Raw genomic sequence first — 18,610 nt, forward strand, 5'->3', positions numbered from 1 at the left:
CGTTGTAGACCGCGTCATCGAGCACGTCCTCGGTCAGGTCATCGGTGAACCACGCACCCGCGGGCACCGGACCCTCCTGAGTGACCGCGACCGTGTACTCGATCGTCTCACCCGGCCGCACCGTCGACCCGGACTCCGGGTTCGCCGACTTCGCCACCGTGTAGTCCGTGACCACCAGCGCCGCCGACGTGCGCATCACCAGCTCGGTGTGCTCCGCCCGCGCCTGCGCCGAGTTCACATACACATCCTGCGGCTGCGCGTCCTGGGTGGTGATCACCACCTGGAAGGAGAACGACCCACCAGAGACCAGCTCACCACCAATCACTCGGATCGCCGTCGGATCCGCCGGCTTCGTGGTCGACCAGCCCACCGTGTTACCCGCGATGGTGCCGGCCGCACCGTTCGACGCATCCGCCGGGTCGTCAGACAAATCCGCAACGTCGGCGTCGGTGTAATACACCGTCCCACCATTGTTCAGCACCACATCGTCGAGGCTGTAGTCACCCGAGAACGCGGTCCCGCGCTGATCACCCACATACGGCAAGATGTCGATCGTGTCCGTGAACGACTGCGACTGCGGATCATTCGACTCGATCTCCACCGTCCACGAACCCGTGCCCACCCCATCACCATTCTGGTTCGGGATGAACTCCACATCCGCCGTCTTCAAAATCGTCGTATAACCATTGTTCGTCGTCGTCACCGTCTCTCTGGCCGGCCCCGAGGACTCACCGCCATAAGACGACACCGCCGTGTTCGTCAGCTGCGTGCCCGGCTCCACATCCGCCTCCGCGAACGCCTGATACCTCAGCTCGTGCGGCTCGTTCGTCGCCACACCGTCCAACGTCCACGTCAGCACCTGACGACCCTGAGCATCCAGCGTCACCGCCGGATCACACGCCACCGCCGCATCCTCAGGCCCGCACATCGCCGAACCCGGCTCATACCTCATCTCCAACGGCAACGTGTCAACGATCTCGTAGTCGTCGACCGCGTCCGGGATGATCCCCGAACCATTCGCCGAGTACGTCAACATGAAGTCCGCCGGCACACCCGGGGTCACCGTCGCTGCAGCAGCCGCCTTCTCGATATACGGCTGAGCCGAGATGATGCGCACGACGTCGCGCATGTTCGTCGTGCTGGCGTAGCGGGAGTCAGGCGTCGACACCGCGGCGCCTCCGTCCGGACCGATCCAAGCTCCGCCACGGTTGATGGAGCCGAACATCCAGACGTCCTGCCCCACGTCCACGTTCTCGTTGATGTCAGTGTGGGCCCGCAGCTGGAAAAGACTTGCATCTGCAGCGTCGAACGCCGAGTGCGGGTAGACGATCCGGACCGCCTTGGCGTCCGCCAGGCTCGCCGGCGTGGCGGTCCAACCGGTCGCCCCGTCACAGACGAACGCGTTCGGGTCGTACTGCCCGCTTCCCGGCGTGACGGACGCGTCGTTGCCCACGTAGTACTCCAGCCTCATCCCGTCCGGAAGCGACTCGATGACCTGGCTGCCTTCCCCGAGCACTGTGCCGATGACGTCGACGGCTCCGAACGGATCGGCGTCCGCGAGCGTCACATACGCCGTGTCGAGCGCCAGGCAGTTGCCCCACTGCGTGGTCGGCGGCGGGTCGGTGTTGAAGCCGTTGTTGTTGACGTACTGCCGCACCGATGTTCCCGCCGAGACCTCGTACGTGTTGTCGTTGCGGTTGCCGCCCGAGCCGGTGTAGGCGCGATGCCATGCCGCATGTCCACTGCCGGGGACGAAGAACGACTTGTTCGTCGTGTTGTTTTCGACGAGGTCGTCGGAAGTCTGCTCGATCGGACCGGAAGACGTGTAGGTCACCGGGTCGACGTCGACGGTGAACGACCCGCTCCGGTTGGTCTGCGCGTGGAACCACAACGACCCGCTGGCGATGTAGTTCCAGTCGGTCGGCAACGCCGTGCCGTTCGAAGAGCTGTCGGGCGTGTTGAGCAGGTCGTAGTTGATGTCCGTCAACGTCAGGAGGAACACGCCCGGCTCGCCAGGCACCGGAGCGAGGCTGCAGTCACCGACGAAGGACGTGTTCCGCGGGTTCGAGGCGGCGATGTCTGACCTCGACCACGGGTGATCGTCGTTGCTGCCGTAGTCGAACCGTGTGCACCCGACCTCGGGCGTCACCGCGTGTGTGCCGACGCTGACGGGAGACCCGTACTGTTCGGTCACGGTGAGCCGGTACTGCGCCGTGTTGGGTCCGGGGTCCGAGCCCTTGCCGAGCCGAAGCGACCACTGGACGTCCGCATCCACCTCGGTGTAGTCGGGGACGTCCCAGGTGTAGACCCGGGTGTTCTGACCCAGCTGGAGATCCATGTCGAACGAGTTCTGGATCGGGATCCGGGGCAGGGTGCGGGTCTCACCGCTCGGGGAGGTGCCCACCATCGCGACCTCTTCGCCCGTCACGCCGGTGGCCACCACCGATGTCTGCACCACCAGTGCGGTGCCCATGTTGACGGTGCCGAAGTTGCAGGTCAGGGTCATGCCGTCCGCGGAGATGCTCGACGGAGTGGTGACTCCCTCGGTTAGGCAGATGTCCGGGATCCCGTCGAAGATCGCCTTCTCGAGCGAGAACGTAGCCGTGACGTCGTCGACGGGGTCGTTGCTCGGAGGCATGTTGGCGTCGTTGACGTTGACCCGCCACTCGGCCACCACGGGATTCCCTCGCGCGATGGTTGTCGGGTTGTTCACCCATGATCCGTTGATCTCGTACTCCGGCGAGGCCGCCAGCACCTCCGCCTCGTCGGCGGCGAGCGGCGCGACCTCGGAGGTCGACGCCTGCTCGGCCGGCTCCTCGGTGCCGTCCGTCGGCTCAGTCGTCTGCGCTTCCGCGCGCGGGCTCGTCGCCGTCTCGGTCGACGGTTCTTCGCTCGACTCGTCTCCCTCTGACGCGGGGGTGTCGCTCGAAGGGGCGGGCTGCTGAGTCTCTTCGGAGGGCGCGTCGGTACTCGGACCAGAGTCCTCGGACCCCTCGGCCAGCGCGTCCGTAGCGGCCGAGTTGGCCGCGTTCGCGTCCTGCGCCGGCTCGGCACCGGACCCGGTGACGTCGGTGGTCGGAGCCTCCGTGGCTGCTCGGGCCGACGGCGCGATGAGCGCGATGCTCATCACGAGCGCGACCACGACGGCGAGGACTGCGGCGAGCCGCGCGGGCGAGCCAGTCCTGTCGGTCGCCACGACTGCCGCTCCGCCCGGCCCCGCTCGGTACGGCGAATTCTCTTGCCTGCTGCTGGAACTCATTGGTCCGCAACTCCTTCACGACACTCACTCGGTTCGGTCACCGGTGGTCGCACCGCCGCACGCGGATTGCCCCCCTCCCGGAGGTTTAGCAGCAATCCGCAGAATCGCCTAGAAGAAGTGGGCTCACCATCGGGCTTTGGTCCACCCATTGGTCCACGGGGACGGGCGTCCCCGTTTGCGGCGTCAAGCGGAGGCGAAAGGCCCGCGAAGCAGGTTTTTGGATGTCTCCGCGAGGACGAGGCCCGCGACCATGCGAGGACCTTGCGGAGGGGACTTCTGAGTCACGTGGAGAAGCCTGGTAGTTCGACTGAGCCAAGGCGCGCCCGACTGACCCCAGGACGCGGTGAGGATGGCGGCCCGACGTTCCACGTGCCTCGGTCGTCGTCGCGTACGCGGGTCGTCTGGTGGAGCCAACGGGACTCGAACCCGTAACCCCCTGCTTGCAAAGCAGGTGCGCTACCAATTGCGCCATGGCCCCGGTTGCGCCGTACGGCGCCGGTAGATCAGAAAGAATGCTACGCGATCAGCGGCGGGGCGGTTTCTCGCCGAAGCTGTCCGTGACCTCTGCCCACAGGTCGCGTTCCTCGCGGTCCTGGCGGACCTTGATCCACGCCACGTATCCGGCGACGGCGGCAGTGGCCAGCAGCAGTGCCTTCTTCACAGCGACCTCCGGTGTCGGCCCGACCGGCGGTCCGGAAGGGCATGACGAGTGGGCCTAGCTGGACTCGAACCAGCGACCTCTTCCTTATCAGGGAAGCGCTCTAACCGTCTGAGCTATAGGCCCCGCACCCCTGCGAACCACCAGGTCTCGGGGCGTGCGTGTTGGGCGCCGAGCAAGACTATCCCAGGGTTACCGGGCGCCCCAAACGGGATGAGAGCCAGGTGACCAGTCTCACTGGCGGTGGGCGGCGCGGCTGCGGACCCCGGCACAGCGAGGGCTACAGGCAGCACCGAAGGCTGCAGTTGCAACGGTAGCCCTCGGCGTTTCGAGTAGCCCTCGTGGCAACAAACCGGCCGGTCAGTCGTCCGTCAGCGTGAGGTGCAGGCCGCCGACGAGGGCGGCGGTGATGTTGTAGAGGAACGCCATGATCGTCCCGAGTGCAGTCAGCAGGAGGACGTCGAAGACCGCCACGATCGTCGCGAAGGACATCACCCGGTCGAACGCCACGTAGTCCATCAGCTCGAGGAACTGCTCGGACCCGATCGAGATGAGGAGCTCCTCGATCGAGGCGAACACCGCCATGGCGTCCAGCACGAACCAGACCAGTGCCACCGCGATGACGATCATGATCCCGATCGCCACCGAGAGCAGGAACGACAGCTTCATCGCGGACCACGGATCGACGCGCGAGACGGCCAGACGGACCCGGCGGGGTCCGGCCGCGACGGGCTGGGCCTGGGAACCAAGTTGGGCGTTCGCCGGTCCGGAACCGGTGCCCGCACCGCTGTCATAGGAGTCGCCGCGGCCGATCCGCTCGGACAGGTCGGTGCGCAGCGTCTGCGTGCGCGACGGATCCGGCTCCCCGGGAGGGGGAGGGGGCGCGTTCACGCCCTCTGGAGTGCTACTCATGCGTCTCCTCCGTCATCGCGCTCCGCGTCCGAGCTCTGCGGTCCAGTCTCCGAGTCGTTCACCGAGGACGGTACCTCTTCCGTCTCCGAGGGCGAGGTTCCGGACGTGGGGGTGTTCGCGGTGGCGTCGTCGGCCGTGTCCGGCACGCCGACCTCGGCATCGACCTGTCGTTCGATGTTGCGGGCAACGGCGATGATCCGGTCGCCCTTGTCCGGGCGGGCGAACGTCACGCCCTGGGTGTTTCGCCCGGTGAGGTTGACCTCGGCGACGGCGGAGCGGACCACCTTCCCGCCGCTCATGATGACCAGCACCTCGTCCTCGTCGGTCACGATCAGCGTGCCGACCAGGTCACCACGTGCCTCGACGAGATTGGCGACCTTGATGCCGAGCCCGCCGCGTCCCTGGACCCGGTACTCGGAGACGGAGGTGCGCTTGGCGAAGCCGCCCTCGGTCACCACGAAGACCTGCGAGTCGTCCCGGACGACCTCCATGGCGAGCAGCTCGTCACCCTCGCGGAACTTCATGCCGGTCACGCCGGAGGTCGGCCGGCCCATCGGGCGCAGGGCATCGTCGCTCGCGGTGAACCGCAGCGACTGGCCCTTCTTGGACACGAGCAGGAGGTCGTCGTCCGAGTTGATCAGCCGAGCGGCGATGACGCGGTCGGGGACACCGTCCTCGTCCTCGCGCAGGTTGATGCCGATGACACCGCCGCTGCGGTTCGAGTCGTACTCGCGCAGACGTGTCTTCTTGACCAGTCCGCGCTGGGTGGCGAGGACGAGGTACTCACTCTGTTCGTAGTCCCGCAGCGGGACCACCTGCGCGATGGTCTCTCCCGGCTGGAAGGCGAGCATGTTGGCGACGTGCTGACCCTTGGCGTCACGCCCGCCCTCGGGGAGCTCGTACGCCTTCGCGCGGTAGACCCGCCCCCGGTTGGTGAAGAAGAGCAACCAGTGGTGCGTCGTCGTGATCCCGAAGTGGTCGACGACATCGTCCTCACGCAGCTGAGCGCCACGCACGCCCTTGCCGCCGCGGCGCTGGGAGCGGTAGCTGTCCACCCGGGTCCGCTTGGCGTACCCGCCGCGCGTGATGGTGACGACCACGTCCTCCTCGGGGATGAGGTCCTCGATGCTCATCTCACCGTGGAACGGCAGGATCGTGGTGCGCCGCTCGTTGCCGTACTTGCCGACGATGCCCTCGAGCTCCTCGCCCACGATCCTGCGCTGGCGCGGGGGCGAGGCCAGGATGTCGTGGTAGTCCGCGATCTCGGCCTCGAGAGCCTCGTACTCGTCGACGATCTTCTGCCGCTCGAGTGCTGCCAGGCGGCGCAGCTGCATCGTGAGGATGGCCTCGGACTGGGTCTGATCGATCTCCAGCAGGTCCATCAGGCCGCTGCGCGCCTCGTCGACCGTCGGGGAGCGACGGATCAGGGCGATGACGTCGTCGAGCGCGTCCAGCGCCTTCAGCAGACCGCGCAGGATGTGGATGCGTTCTTCGGCCTTGCGCAGCTTGTACCGGGTGCGGCGGACGATGACATCGATCTGGTGATTGACCCAGTGGCGCACGAACCCGTCGAGGCTGAGCGTGCGGGGCACGCCGTCGACCAGCGCGAGCATGTTGGCCGGGAAGTTTTCCTGCAACTGGGTGTGCTTGTACAGGTTGTTCAGCACGACCTTGGCGACGGCGTCACGCTTGAGCACGATGACAAGCTTCTGGCCGTTACGCCCGGAGGACTCGTCACGCAGGTCGGCGATGCCGGAGAGCCGACCGTCACGCACTCCCTCGACGATGCGCTCCGCGAGGCGGTCCGGGTTGACCTGGTACGGCAGCTCGCTGACGACGAGGCACTGGCGACCCTGGATCTCGTCGACCTCGACGACCGCGCGCTGGGTAATGGAACCCCGCCCGGTGCGGTACATCTCCTCGATGCCGCGCGTGCCGAGGATTGTCGATGCGGTCGGGAAGTCCGGGCCCTTGATCCGGAGCATGAGCTCGCCGAGGAGCTCCTCCTTCGAGGCGTCCGGGTTGTCCAGGAACCACTGCACGCCGTCGGCCACCTCGCGCAGGTTGTGCGGCGGGATGCGGGTGGCCATCCCGACGGCGATGCCCTCGGACCCGTTGACGAGCAGGTTCGGGAACCGCGCCGGCAGGACGGACGGCTCGCGCGACCGGCCGTCGTAGTTGTCCTGGAAGTCGACCGTCTCGGCGTCGATGTCCCGGACCATCTCCAGGGCCAGCGGCGCCATCTTGCACTCGGTGTACCGCGGCGCGGCGGCGCCCAGGTTTCCGGGGGAGCCGAAGTTGCCCTGTCCGCTCACGAGCGGGTGCCGCATGGCCCACGGCTGCACCAGCCGGACGAGGGCGTCGTAGATCGCCGTGTCGCCGTGCGGGTGGTAGTGCCCCATCACGTCACCGACGACGCGGGAGCACTTGGAGAAGCTCGAGTCCGGCCGGTAGCCGCCGTCGTACATCGCGTACAGGACGCGGCGGTGGACGGGCTTCAGCCCGTCACGCACGTCCGGCAGGGCGCGAGAGACGATGACCGACATCGCGTAATCCAGGTAGGACCGCTGCATCTCGACCTGGAGGTCGACCCGCTCGATGCGGTCGCGCACGGCGACGACCTCGTCGTCCACGCCGTCCTGGGGCTGTCCGGTTGGCGTGTCGCCGGTGGGGGGCTGCGTCACTGGTGTCTCTCAGTCTTCTCAGATGGCTGTACCCATGTCGACATGTGGCGGTGGTCGCAAGCTGCGCCCGTCATATGGCCGTGCCCACGCCGACATATCTGCGGTGCTCGCTGGCGCTCGCTCCTCATATGTCGAGGAACCGCACGTCGTGGGCGTTTCGCTGGATGAAGCTCCGGCGGGACTCCACGTCCTCGCCCATGAGGACGGAGAACATCTCGTCGGCCGCCGCGGCGTCCTCGATGGTGACCTGGCGCAGGGTGCGGGTCTCCGGGTTCATCGTGGTCTCCCAGAGTTCCTGGTCGTTCATCTCGCCGAGGCCCTTGTACCGCTGGATGCCGCCGTCCTTGGGCAGGCGCCTGCCGGCACGGGCGCCCTCGGCGAGGAAGGCGTCCTTCTCCCGGTCGGAGTAGACGTACTCGTGGTCGGCGTTTGTCCACTTGAGTCGGTACAGCGGCGGCTGCGCCAGGTAGACGTGCCCGCGTTCGACCAACGGCTTCATGTACCGGAACAGCAGCGTGAGCAACAGTGTCGCGATGTGCTGGCCGTCGACGTCGGCGTCCGCCATGAGCACGATCTTGTAGTACCTCAGCTTGGCGATGTCGAAGTCCTCGGCGATGCCGGTACCGAACGCGGTGATGAGCGCCTGGATCTCGGCGTTGCCGAGGGCGCGGTCGAGCCGCGCCTTCTCGACGTTGAGGATCTTGCCGCGCAAGGGCAGGATCGCCTGGCGCTCGGGGTCACGGCCCTGGACGGCGGAACCGCCGGCCGAGTCACCCTCGACGAGGAAGATCTCCGAGATCGTCGCGTCACGGCTCGAGCAGTCCTTGAGCTTGCCCGGCATGGATGCCGACTCCAGCAACCCCTTGCGTCTGGTCGCCTCACGCGCCTTGCGCGCGGCGAGGCGGGCGGCGGCGGCCTGCTGGGACTTGCGGAAGATGTCCTTCGCCTCGCTCGGGTGCGAGTCGAGCCAGTCACCGAGGTGGCTGTAGAGCTGGCTCTGGACAAACGTGCGCGCCTCGGTGTTGCCGAGCTTGGTCTTGGTCTGGCCCTCGAACTGCGGCTCGCCGAGCTTGATGGAGATGACGGCGGTGAGGCCCTCCCGGATGTCGTCGCCGAGGAGGTTGTCGTCCTTCTCCCGGAGCATCCCCTTGTCTCGCGCGTACTTGTTCATCAGGGAGGTCAGCGCCGCGCGGAAGCCCTCCTCGTGGGTGCCGCCCTCGGTGGTGTTGATCGTGTTCGCGTAGGTGTGGACCGACTCGGAGAAGGCGGTGGTCCACTGCATCGCGATCTCGATGGAGATCTTCCGCTCGGTGTCCTCGGCCTCCAGCGAGATGATGTCGGGGTGGATGACGTCCACCTTTTTGGTGCGGTTGATGTGCTCGACGTAGTCCTCGAGGCCACGGTCGTAGCGGTAGCTCACCTCTCGGTGGTCGGCCCTGGGGTCGTCCGAGGTGCCGGCGTCGTCGCCGGTGATCTCGTCGCCGGCGTCCGTGACCCCGGGCCGCTCGTCGAAGAGCGAGATGCGCAGGCCCTTGTTGAGGAAGGCGTACTGCTGGAACCTGGTACGCAGCGTCTCGAAGTTGTAGTCCGTGGTCTCGAAGATCTCGTCGTTGGCCCAGAAGGTGACCGTGGTGCCGGTCTCCTCGGTGGGCTCACCTCTGGTCAGCTCGCCGGTGGGGACGCCGTCGACGAAGCCCATGTGCCAGGTGAAGCCGTCGGTGCAGATGTCGACCTGCAGCCGGTGCGAGAGTGCGTTGACGACGGAGACGCCGACGCCGTGGAGGCCGCCGGAGACCGCGTAGCCCCCGCCTCCGAACTTGCCGCCGGCGTGCAGGACGGTGAGCACGACCTCGACGGCGGGCTTGCCCTCGGATTCAATGATGCCGACCGGGATGCCGCGACCGTTGTCCACCACGCGTATCCCACCGTCGGCGAGGATCGTGACCTCGATGTGGTCGCAGTACCCGGCGAGGGCCTCGTCGACGGCGTTGTCGACGACCTCGGTGACCAGGTGGTGCAGGCCGCGCTCACCGGTCGATCCGATGTACATCCCGGGCCGCTTGCGGACGGCCTCGAGGCCCTCGAGGACGGTGATGTTCTCGGCGCCGTAGGCCTGGTCGGTCGGTACGGTGCCAGGGGTGGCTACCGATGGTGCCGCTTCTGCCGGTGGTACGGCTGTGGTGTCAGTTGTCTCGGCAGCTTCGGCACGGTGGTCAGCCACGTCGTAGGCTCTCCTCGTCTCGCGGGCGCGTTGCCCCGCCACCTGGGCGGATGCCGGGGTGGGGGGCCACCGCATGAACCCATGGACGCACGGCGGCGTCTCGTTGGGCGGGTCGGTCCATTCTACAGCGCCGAGCCGTAAACAACGAATATCCACAGGTTCCTCCACAGGGTCGTGTCGCCCTGTGGAAACACCACTGGACGAGCTCAGCCGTAGGTGTCACGGGGCCCTCGACCGCGCACCGAACGACGCCCGTGCTTCCAGCTCGGCCCACCGGGCCCCAGGACCGTGATCGAGGTGACCACGCCCTCGCCGACCTCCTCGGCCAACCGCCGCTCCAGCTGCGGCATGAGCAGGCGCACCTGAGTCGCCCAAGCCGTCGACGTGGTGCGCAGGACCAGGGCGCCGTCGTCGAAGGTCTCCACCTCGCAGTGGTCGGCGACCTGGTCGCCGACCACCTCCCGCCATCGCCCGACCACGCCACCCACGCTCAGCGGCACCGTCCAACCGCGTTCGGCGAGCATCCGGTTGGCGATTCCGCCGAGCGACTGTGGATCCCGGCGTGACGGTCCTGGGCCGCTGATGCCGTACCCGAGTCCCGGACCGGGGCGCCACCTGCGGCGACCGCCGGCCGCCTCGTCTCGCTCCTCGTCACCCCGGGCGGCCGTGCCACCCGCATCGGAACCACCAGACTCCTGCGACCGCCGTCGGGACGTGCGTCGCAGGCCCTTGGCACGGGCGGCCTCCCGGGCCCGCTCGAGCGCGATCCGGGCGACGGCGTCGCGGTCGAGGTCCTCGTCGGCCCCGGGTGCGGCCTTCTTGTTCTCAGACACGGGTCACCTGCCCGTCCCGGACGTCGAACCGCGCCCCGGACAGGCTCTCGGGCACGTCTTCGGCCACCGCAGCTGTGATCAGCACCTGCTGGGCGCCCGCGACCATGCCCGCCAGCCGGTCTCGCCGTCGGGAATCGAGCTCGGCGAACACGTCGTCGAGGACGAGGACAGGTTCGCCGTCGGGGCCCCAGGGTGAGGTGTCGTCGTCGCGCAACAGCTCGTAAGAGGCCAGGCGCAGCGCGAGCGCGTACGACCAGGACTCGCCGTGGCTGGCGTAACCGCGCGCAGGCAGCGTCCCGAGCGTGAGGATCAGGTCATCGCGATGCGGCCCCACCAGGGCGACGCCCCGCTCGATCTCGCGATCGCGAAGGCGTTCCATCGCCTCGAGCATGCGGGTACGCACGGCGACCGTGTCCAGCAACAAAGCCTCCCGGTCGGCAACCGCAGCCCTGGCGGTCTCGCCCGCCTCGCCAACGCGGCCCAGCAGCTCGGGCCCAGGATCGGGGGCCTCGTCCACGACGTCGATGCTCGCGCGGTAGTCGATCCGTGCGGCCCCGTCCCCGGCGCTGACCTGCTCGTAGGCGGCGCCCACGTACGGACGAAGCCGGCGGACCAGGTCCGCTCTCGCCGTCACCAGCTGGGCACCGGCGTCGGCGAGCTGACCGTCCCAGACGTCCAGGGTGCTCAGGTCGAAAGACGCACCGCGCCGCCGGGCGGTCGCGGCGGACTTGAGCAGCGCGACCCGCTGCCGCAGCACCTTGTCATACTCGCTGCGCAGCGCCCCCAGTCGCGGGGAGAGCAGCACGGCCAGCTCGTCCAGAAAGCGCCGCCGCTGGCCCGGGTCGCCCTTGACGAGGTCGAGGTCCTCGGGGGCGAACACCACCGTGCGCAGCACGCCGAGGACATCCCGCGGCTTGGCGGGCGAGCGGTTGAGCCGTGCCCGGTTCGCCTTGCCTGCCACGACCTCCAACTCGACGACGGTCGGCCGGTCGCCGTGCACCACCTTGGCTCGCACCACGGCACCGTCGGCGCCCTGCCGGACGAGTGCAGCGTCGGCCGCTACCCGGTGGCTGGAGAACGTCGAGAGGTACGCGACCGCCTCGACCAGGTTGGTCTTGCCCTGCCCGTTCGGCCCGACGAACGCGGTCACACCCTCGTCGATGCTGAGAACCAGCTCGTCGTAGGACCGGAAGTCGTCGAGGGCGAGATCCGAGACGTACATCCGCGCCCTCCTGTGTCCGTCGTTCTACTCGTCGCTCGCTGCCGGATCCGGCGTACCGGCTGCCCCCTGCTCCTCCGCGGACCTGACCGCGTGGCCGCCGAACTGCTTCCTCAGGGCCGCCACCGCTCGCATGGCCGGGGAGTTCGGTTGGCGCGAGCTGAAGCGTGCGAAGAGTGCGCCGGAGATCACCGGCACCGGGACGGCGCCGTCGATCGCTTCGACGATCGTCCACCGGCCCTCGCCCGAGTCTTCGACCCATCCTCTGATGTCGTCCAGGCCCGGGTCCTCCTTCACCGCTCGGACCATGAGGTCGAGCAGCCAGGAGCGCACCACCGTGCCACGACGCCACGCGCCGAAGACGGCACCGACGTCGGGGATGAGGTCGTCACGCGCCTCGAGGAGCTGGTACCCCTCGGCGTAGGCCTGCATGAGGCCGTACTCGATGCCGTTGTGGACCATCTTCGAGTAGTGCCCGGCCCCGACCGGCCCGGCGTGCACGAAGCCCTCTTCACGCGGTCCTTCGGGTCGGAGTGCGTCGAAGACCGGGAGCAGGTGCTCGATGTCCTCCTGGTCTCCGCCGGCCATGAGCCCATAACCGTTGTCCCGGCCCCAGATGCCACCTGAGACACCGACGTCGACGTAGCGGATGCCCTTCTCGAAGAGCATGGCGGCGTTCTCCTGGTCCCGCTCGAAGTGGGAGTTGCCGCCCTCGACGACAACGTCCCCCTCGTCGAGGAGCCCGGCGAGCTCGTTGAGAACCGCCGTGGTCGGATCGCCGGCGGGGACCATGATCCAGATCGCCCGTCGTGGCTGCGGCAGCGTGGCCACGAACTCGCTGAGCGTCGGAACCTCGCTGTTCTCCGGATTGGCGTCGTAGCCGGTGACGGTGATTCCGGCGGCGCGGAGCCGCTCCATCATGTTCCCGCCCATGCGGCCGAGGCCCACCATGCCGATGTGCATCTGATCCCTCTCTCCGCCCGGCCGCCCGGTGACCGGGATGGCCAGGCGCGGTATCTCGTGGCTGTCCGTACGACCCAGGATGGGGCGGCCGGCGTCAGCCAGCGAATCGGATGGGCATGAGCAGATAGCGGAACGCCGAGTCGTCGTCGCCCTCGAGCTCCGCCTGCCCGGTCATCACGGCCGGCTTCGACGCGTGCGTGAACGACAGGCGGGTGAATCGGGTCGACAGCGCCTGCAACCCGTCGAGGAGGTAGAACGGGTTGAACGCGGTGGTGATCGGCTCACCGGTGAACGACGCCTCCAGAGCCTCGGACGCTTGTGCGTCGTCGCCCTGACCGGCCTCGAGCACCACCTGGCCCTCGCTGAAGGACAGCCGCACCGGTGTGTTCCGCTCGGCGACGAGGCTGACGCGGCGGGCGGCGCCGATGAGCTGTTGGGTGTCCACGACGGCGTGGGACGTCGTCGAGTCCGGGAAGAGGCGACGCACCGGTGGATAGTCGCCCTCGACGAGCAGAGACGTCGTCCGACGGCCACCCGCCTCGAAGCCGACGAGAGCGGACGGTCCGGCGGCGTCGTCGGTGGCGAGGGCGACGTCGACCGAGCCGGCGGACGTCATGGACTTCGCCACGTCGGACAACGTCCGGGCCCGCACCAACGCGGATGACGAGAATGACGGCGTGGCTGGTTGCCAGGTGAGCTCCCGCATCGCCAGCCGATAGCGGTCGGTCGCCAGCAAGGTGATCTTCTCGTCCTCGATCTCCACCCGGACGCCGGTGAGCAGCGGCAATGTCTCGTCGCGGCTCGCGGCGATGGTGACCTGCGCGACCGCCTCGGTGAGCACGTCCGCATCGACGCTGCCGGTGACCGCGGGCATCTCGGGCAGGGCCGGATAGTCGTCGACGGGCATGGTCAGCAGCGTGAATCGAGAGGCCCCGCAGGTGAGGACGACCTTGGAGCCGTCGAGCTCGACGTCGACCGGCTTGGCAGGCAGGGCCTTGCAGATGTCGGCGAGCAGGCGACCGGAGACGAGCACGACGCCGCCGCTGTCGACCTCGGCCGCCGTCTCGGAACGGGCGGAGACCTCGTAGTCGAAGCTCGACAGGGTGAGCGAGCCTTCGGAGGCGGCCTCGAGGCGGACCCCGGCGAGCACGGGAACCGGCGGACGTGTCGGGAGGGAGCGTGCCGTCCAGGTGACAGCCTCGGTCAGGACGTCACGTTCGACCCGAAACTTCACGATGGATGACCTTCTCTCGACGATGGTGCCCGCGCGGTGCGCCCCAGGTGACAGCGGCGCAGAGCAACCTTATGCGAGGGAACCAATCCCTTGGTAGGCCGATCACCCAGATGTCGGTGCGCCGCAGCACGATGACTGCCGACAGCATGTCACTCGTCGCCCGCGAACGTGTCATTCCAGGGCAGACCGAGCCTTGGTGGTTCTCCACATCAATCCCTCATGACAAGAGTCATCATCGTCATAGCGGTTGTGGACTCTGTGGAGATCAGCCGTCGTCGCAGGTCACGTGGGTGACGGTGGTGTGGGCGGGACAGTGGCCGCAACTGTGGGCGACGGCCGCTGGCAGTGGATTCATCGGTGATGCTCAGCTGCCGTCCACCGCACTGTTGTCATTCGTCCACCGGGCCGGGGGCACTTGTCCACGTCCGTCCACAGCGTTGTGCACAACTGTGCATCCCGTACTCCTTGAGACGGTGCCTTGGCAACCCCCGTCTCGTTCAACGGGTCGGGACGGGACCGCTATGTGGTTCGGTCAGGCGCTCGGCGGCCTGCTCAGGCGCTGCGGGCCTTCTGCTTGATCCGGTTGGTCAGCTCGGTGACCTGGTTGAAGGTGGAACGCTTCTCGGCCATCTGCTCGCGGATCTTGCGGTTCGCATGCATGACGGTCGTGTGGTCGCGGCCGCCGAAGAGCTGACCGATCTTCGGCAGCGAGAGGTCGGTCAGCTCGCGGCAGAGGTACATGGCGATCTGCCGGGCGTTGACCAGTACCCGTGACCGGTCCGCCGAGCACAGCGCCTCGATCGTGATCGAGAAGTAGTTCGCCGTCTGGCTCATGATGAGCGACGGCGTGATGTCCTCACCCTCCGGGTCGGTGATGAGGTCCTTCAGCACCATCTCCGCCAGGGACAGCTCGACCGGCTGGCGGTTGAGGTTCGCGAAGGCGGTCACCCGGATAAGGGCGCCCTCCAGTTCGCGGATGTTGGTCGAGATCCGGGAAGCGATGTACTCGAGCACCTCCGGGGACGCCTGGAGGTTCTCGTTGACGGCCTTCTTCCGGAGAATGGCAATACGGGTCTCGAGGTCGGGGGGTTGGACATCGGTGAGCAGGCCCCATTCGAAACGCGAGCGCAGCCGGTCCTCAAAACCTTCGAGCTGCTTCGGCGGGAGGTCGGAAGTGATGACCACCTGCTTGTTGTCGTTGTGCAACGAGTTGAAGGTGTGGAAGAACTCCTCGACCGTCTGCTCCTTGCCGCCCAGGAACTGGATGTCGTCGATGAGCAGCACGTCGACGTTGCGGTAACGGCGCTGGAAGACCTCCGCCTTGTCATCCCGGATCGAGTTGATGAAGTCGTTCGTGAACTCTTCGGAGTTGACGTACCGCACGCGGATGCCCGGGTAGAGGTTGCGCGCGTAGTGCCCGATCGCGTGGAGCAGGTGTGTCTTGCCCAGCCCCGAGCCGCCGTAGATGAACAGTGGGTTGTATGCCTTGGCCGGCGCCTCGGCGACGGCGGTGGCGGCCGCGTGCGCGAACCGGTTCGAAGAGCCCGTGACGAAGGTCTCGAACGTGTACTTCGGGTTGAGCCGGGCGGAGTCGGCGCCGTGGTCCTCGACCGAGCTTCCACGGTCAGCCGCGCTGCGCTGCGGGACGGGCCGCTCCTCGGCAGGGCGCTCCGGGCTGCGGGCGGACGGTGCTGACTGCTCGTTCCTCTTGTCGTCGTCGTTGTCGGGCGGCGGGGTGGCCGTCTCCTCCAGCGTCGGGTCCACCGTCACGGCGAAACGGACGGGCTCGCCCACGATCTCGGCGAGGGCCTCCGTAATCGGGATACGGGCGCGTGTCTCGAGGAAGTCCTTGGCGAAGTCGCTCGGGACGGCGAGCAGGATGGTTCCGTCGATGACACCCAGGGGCCGGGTCAGCCCGACGAAGGCGAGCTGCGCGCGGCCGATCTCGCCGCGGGTCGTGAGCAGGTCGACGGCGCGGGTCCAGCTATCGGTGATCGGTTGGTTCTCCGGCAACTGGTTCTCCCGCGCGATGACTGTGGGCCCGTCGGTACGACCGAGGACGAGACTGAAGGTGTGAGTGTCCCACGACAGTGCCTTGTCCACACCGTTGTCCACAAGTGTGGGTACGACATCTGGCGTTCAGCTTCGCGACATCGTGCGGTTTCTGTGGACCGTGCGGCCGCGACGTCGAACATGCCTGGGCGGTCGCGCGATGTGGCTCGGTCCACAGGTGTGGAGGCTCATGGCCGATTGACCACCCATCGGCGCTCACGTATCGTGATGAGGCCGTCTCGACGGACCAACGGGTGCGCCCATGACTGAGCGCGTGTGTGTGCCTGTGACTCTGAGGACGTGAGCAAGACTTTTGCATCGTGCCCCCCGAACGCGCGGGGCCTGACGAAGACCGAGCGTTTTGGAGTAATGCCGTGAGCAAGCGCACCTTCCAGCCGAACAACCGGCGCCGTGCCAAGGTGCACGGATTCCGTCTGCGCATGCGCACCCGGGCCGGCCGCGCCATCCTCGCGGGGCGCCGCCGCAAGGGACGCGCCAAGATCTCCGCCTGAATCACCGGTGCTCCCGGCCCGGAACCGGATGCGTCGTTCGGTCGATTTCACCGACGCCGTCCGCCGGGGCGCACGCGGCGGGTCGCGACGGCTCGTCGTGCATCTGACAGGCGCGCCGCCGACGGGAGACCGCGAATCTGCGGTCCTCGTCGGCTTTGTCGTGTCCAAGGCGGTGGGAATCGCGGTGCGGCGAAACGAGGTGAAGAGACGGCTGCGTGGCCTCATGGCCGAACGGGTGGACGCGCTTGTTCCCGGTAGCCGGATCGTCGTCCGTGCTCTGCCGGCGTCGGCCGGCGCGAGTAGCGCCGCGCTCGCCGAGGATCTAGACGCGGCCATCGCGACGGCACGGCGACGGAGCCGGACCACAGCCGGGAACCGGCGATGACCGCCGCGGCGGGGCGGCACGAAGCGGGCGGGTCGCCGTCGGAGAACGAGGACCGGCCGCCCCGTAACCCGCTGACCTGGATCCTGATCATCCTGGTCCGTGCGTATCAGGAGATCGTGTCCCCGTGGCTGGCGCCGACGTGCCGGTATTATCCCTCCTGCTCCGCGTACGCAGTGGCGGCGCTACGGCGTCACGGGATGTTCAAGGGGGCGGTGCTGGCGGCCTGGCGTCTGCTGCGCTGCAACCCGTGGAGTCTCGGCGGCGTGGACCATGTGCCGCCACGAGGCAGCTGGTCCAACCCGCCTGCTGAGCGGGTCGGCAGTACCGACGAGACGGACGACGAAGGCCCGCGCAATTCGGGCGATGCCTCTCGAGCACGTACGCTCGAGGCAGATACACGTGGGGCGCGCACCGTCGTGCCGAAGGATCGCTAGGAGCACATAAGCCATGGACTGGTTCGACTCAATCCTGTACCCGATCATGTGGGTCGTCGCCTGGATCATGGTCACGGTGCACGACGCCCTCGTGTGGATCGGGCTCCCCGAGGGCTCCGGTTGGGCGTGGGTGCTGTCGATCGTCGGTCTGACGGTGGTCATCCGGATCCTGATCATCCCGCTGTTCTTCAAGCAGATCAAAGCCGCGCGTGGGATGCAGCTGATCCAGCCGGACCTGCAGAAGCTGCAGAAGAAGTACAAGGGCAAGACCGATCCTGCGTCCCGGCAGAAGATGCAGCAGGAGATGATGGCGCTCTACCGGGAGCACGGGACCTCGCCGTTCGCGTCCTGTCTGCCGATCCTGCTGCAGATGCCGATCTTCTTCGCGTTGTTCCGGGTGCTGCACTCGCTCGGTCCGCTCTCGCGTGGTGAGTACGGGAATGGGGAACGCGACTCGATCGGGCCGCTGACGCAGCAGCTCGCCATCGATGCGGAGACGTCGACCCTGTTCGGTGCGCCGATCTCGCAGACGTTCCTGAACTCCGACCTCACGTCGGTCAAGATCGTCACGGTCTTCCTGATCGTGGTCATGTCGGCGACGTCGTTCCTCACTCAGCGGCAGCTGACGATGAAGAACATGCCGCAGTCGGCGTTGGACAACCCGATGGCGCGTCAGCAGAAGATGTTGATGTACCTGCTGCCCCTGATCTTCGCGTTCACCGGCGTGAACTTCCCGATCGGTGTGCTGATCTACTGGTGCATCTCCAACCTTTGGTCGATGGGCCAGCAGTTCTACACGATCCGCCGTCAGCCGGCGCCGGGGTCCGAGGCCCACAAGAAGCGCCAGGAACGAATCGCGAAGCGGCGCGAGCGCAAGGGCCTGCCCCCGGAGGAGGAGGAGCAGGAGGCTGCTAAGCCGGAGGTCGACGACGAGCCGAAGGGTGGGCAGCGCGTCCAACCGAAGCGGAAGGACCGGGCGAAGAAGTCCGGGCCCGTCACACCGGCGGCCGCGGGCAACGGGCAACCGGCGAAGTCTGCAGACCAGGCGGACGACGCTGACGAGGCCGACTCCGATTCGCCGGACGAGGGGCCGATCGGCAAGGACGGTCTGACCCCGGCCGAGCGCGCCCAGAAGCGCTACGACGAGCGGGCCGCCCAGCGACGAGCCGCGGCCGCCCGGCGCAAGGCTCAGGCGAAAAAGGGCCGCAACAGCTAACAACGCGGAGGGATCCGCACGTTCGACC

Annotated in this window: 14 protein-coding genes and 2 tRNA genes; 4 read left to right on the forward strand and 12 right to left on the reverse strand. The window is 67.6% G+C overall.

Annotated elements, in window-relative coordinates; all coding sequences use genetic code 11:
- The 12 genes from ABD907_RS11630 to dnaA form a co-directional block, all read right to left on the reverse strand.
- Window positions 1–3,196: DUF7927 domain-containing protein (locus tag ABD907_RS11630; protein ID WP_345216425.1), on the reverse strand; the 3,196-nt coding region annotated here is incomplete at its 3' end.
- A gap of 465 nt (window positions 3,197–3,661) precedes the next feature.
- Window positions 3,662–3,737, reverse strand: a tRNA-Ala gene (locus ABD907_RS11635).
- 45 nt (window positions 3,738–3,782) lie between these two features.
- Window positions 3,783–3,920: a DLW-39 family protein gene (locus ABD907_RS11640; RefSeq protein WP_345216426.1), complete on the reverse strand. Its 138-nt coding sequence runs from the start codon at window positions 3,918–3,920 to the stop codon at window positions 3,783–3,785.
- 49 nt (window positions 3,921–3,969) lie between these two features.
- A tRNA-Ile gene (locus ABD907_RS11645) sits at window positions 3,970–4,043 on the reverse strand.
- Window positions 4,044–4,277: 234 nt separating this feature from the next.
- Window positions 4,278–4,829, reverse strand: coding sequence for a DUF3566 domain-containing protein (locus ABD907_RS11650; RefSeq protein ID WP_345216427.1), 552 nt, complete (start codon window positions 4,827–4,829; stop codon window positions 4,278–4,280).
- Window positions 4,826–7,462, reverse strand: coding sequence for a DNA gyrase subunit A (gene gyrA / locus ABD907_RS11655; protein ID WP_345216855.1), 2,637 nt, complete (start codon window positions 7,460–7,462; stop codon window positions 4,826–4,828). The genes ABD907_RS11650 and gyrA overlap by 4 nt, the downstream gene beginning before the upstream one ends.
- 175 nt (window positions 7,463–7,637) lie before the next feature.
- A complete protein-coding gene (gyrB, locus tag ABD907_RS11660; protein ID WP_345216428.1) occupies window positions 7,638–9,734 on the reverse strand; it encodes a DNA topoisomerase (ATP-hydrolyzing) subunit B in 2,097 nt (698 codons plus the stop codon).
- 206 nt (window positions 9,735–9,940) lie between these two features.
- Window positions 9,941–10,567, reverse strand: coding sequence for a DciA family protein (locus tag ABD907_RS11665; RefSeq protein WP_345216429.1), 627 nt, complete (start codon window positions 10,565–10,567; stop codon window positions 9,941–9,943).
- Window positions 10,560–11,789, reverse strand: coding sequence for a DNA replication/repair protein RecF (gene recF / locus ABD907_RS11670; RefSeq protein ID WP_345216430.1), 1,230 nt, complete (start codon window positions 11,787–11,789; stop codon window positions 10,560–10,562). The genes ABD907_RS11665 and recF overlap by 8 nt, the downstream gene beginning before the upstream one ends.
- 24 nt (window positions 11,790–11,813) lie before the next feature.
- Window positions 11,814–12,749 carry a phosphogluconate dehydrogenase (NAD(+)-dependent, decarboxylating) gene (gene gnd, locus ABD907_RS11675; RefSeq protein WP_345216431.1) on the reverse strand — a complete coding sequence of 312 codons (936 nt, stop codon included), beginning with the start codon at window positions 12,747–12,749 and terminating at the stop codon, window positions 11,814–11,816.
- A 94-nt stretch (window positions 12,750–12,843) separates the two neighbouring features.
- Window positions 12,844–13,983, reverse strand: coding sequence for a DNA polymerase III subunit beta (dnaN, locus tag ABD907_RS11680; RefSeq protein WP_345216432.1), 1,140 nt, complete (start codon window positions 13,981–13,983; stop codon window positions 12,844–12,846).
- 552 nt (window positions 13,984–14,535) lie between these two features.
- The gene (gene dnaA / locus ABD907_RS11685; RefSeq protein ID WP_425555756.1) at window positions 14,536–16,086 is read right to left on the reverse strand and encodes a chromosomal replication initiator protein DnaA; all 1,551 of its coding nucleotides are present in this window, start codon (window positions 16,084–16,086) and stop codon (window positions 14,536–14,538) included.
- Between the two features lie 323 nt (window positions 16,087–16,409).
- Here dnaA and rpmH point away from each other — a divergent pair, with 323 nt between their 5' ends.
- From rpmH to yidC, 4 genes are read left to right on the forward strand one after another with little or no spacing between them, the layout of a single operon-like run.
- Window positions 16,410–16,547: a 50S ribosomal protein L34 gene (rpmH, locus tag ABD907_RS11690; protein WP_345216433.1), complete on the forward strand. Its 138-nt coding sequence runs from the start codon at window positions 16,410–16,412 to the stop codon at window positions 16,545–16,547.
- A gap of 7 nt (window positions 16,548–16,554) precedes the next feature.
- Window positions 16,555–16,932, forward strand: a complete 378-nt coding sequence (gene rnpA / locus ABD907_RS11695; RefSeq protein WP_345216434.1) for a ribonuclease P protein component — start codon at window positions 16,555–16,557, stop codon at window positions 16,930–16,932.
- Window positions 16,929–17,366 carry a membrane protein insertion efficiency factor YidD gene (gene yidD, locus ABD907_RS11700; protein WP_345216435.1) on the forward strand — a complete coding sequence of 146 codons (438 nt, stop codon included), beginning with the start codon at window positions 16,929–16,931 and terminating at the stop codon, window positions 17,364–17,366. The genes rnpA and yidD overlap by 4 nt, the downstream gene beginning before the upstream one ends.
- Window positions 17,367–17,379: 13 nt before the next feature.
- Window positions 17,380–18,582 carry a membrane protein insertase YidC gene (gene yidC, locus ABD907_RS11705; RefSeq protein WP_345216436.1) on the forward strand — a complete coding sequence of 401 codons (1,203 nt, stop codon included), beginning with the start codon at window positions 17,380–17,382 and terminating at the stop codon, window positions 18,580–18,582.
- Window positions 18,583–18,610 lie beyond the last annotated feature (28 nt).

This window comes from Georgenia halophila, from assembly GCF_039541595.1.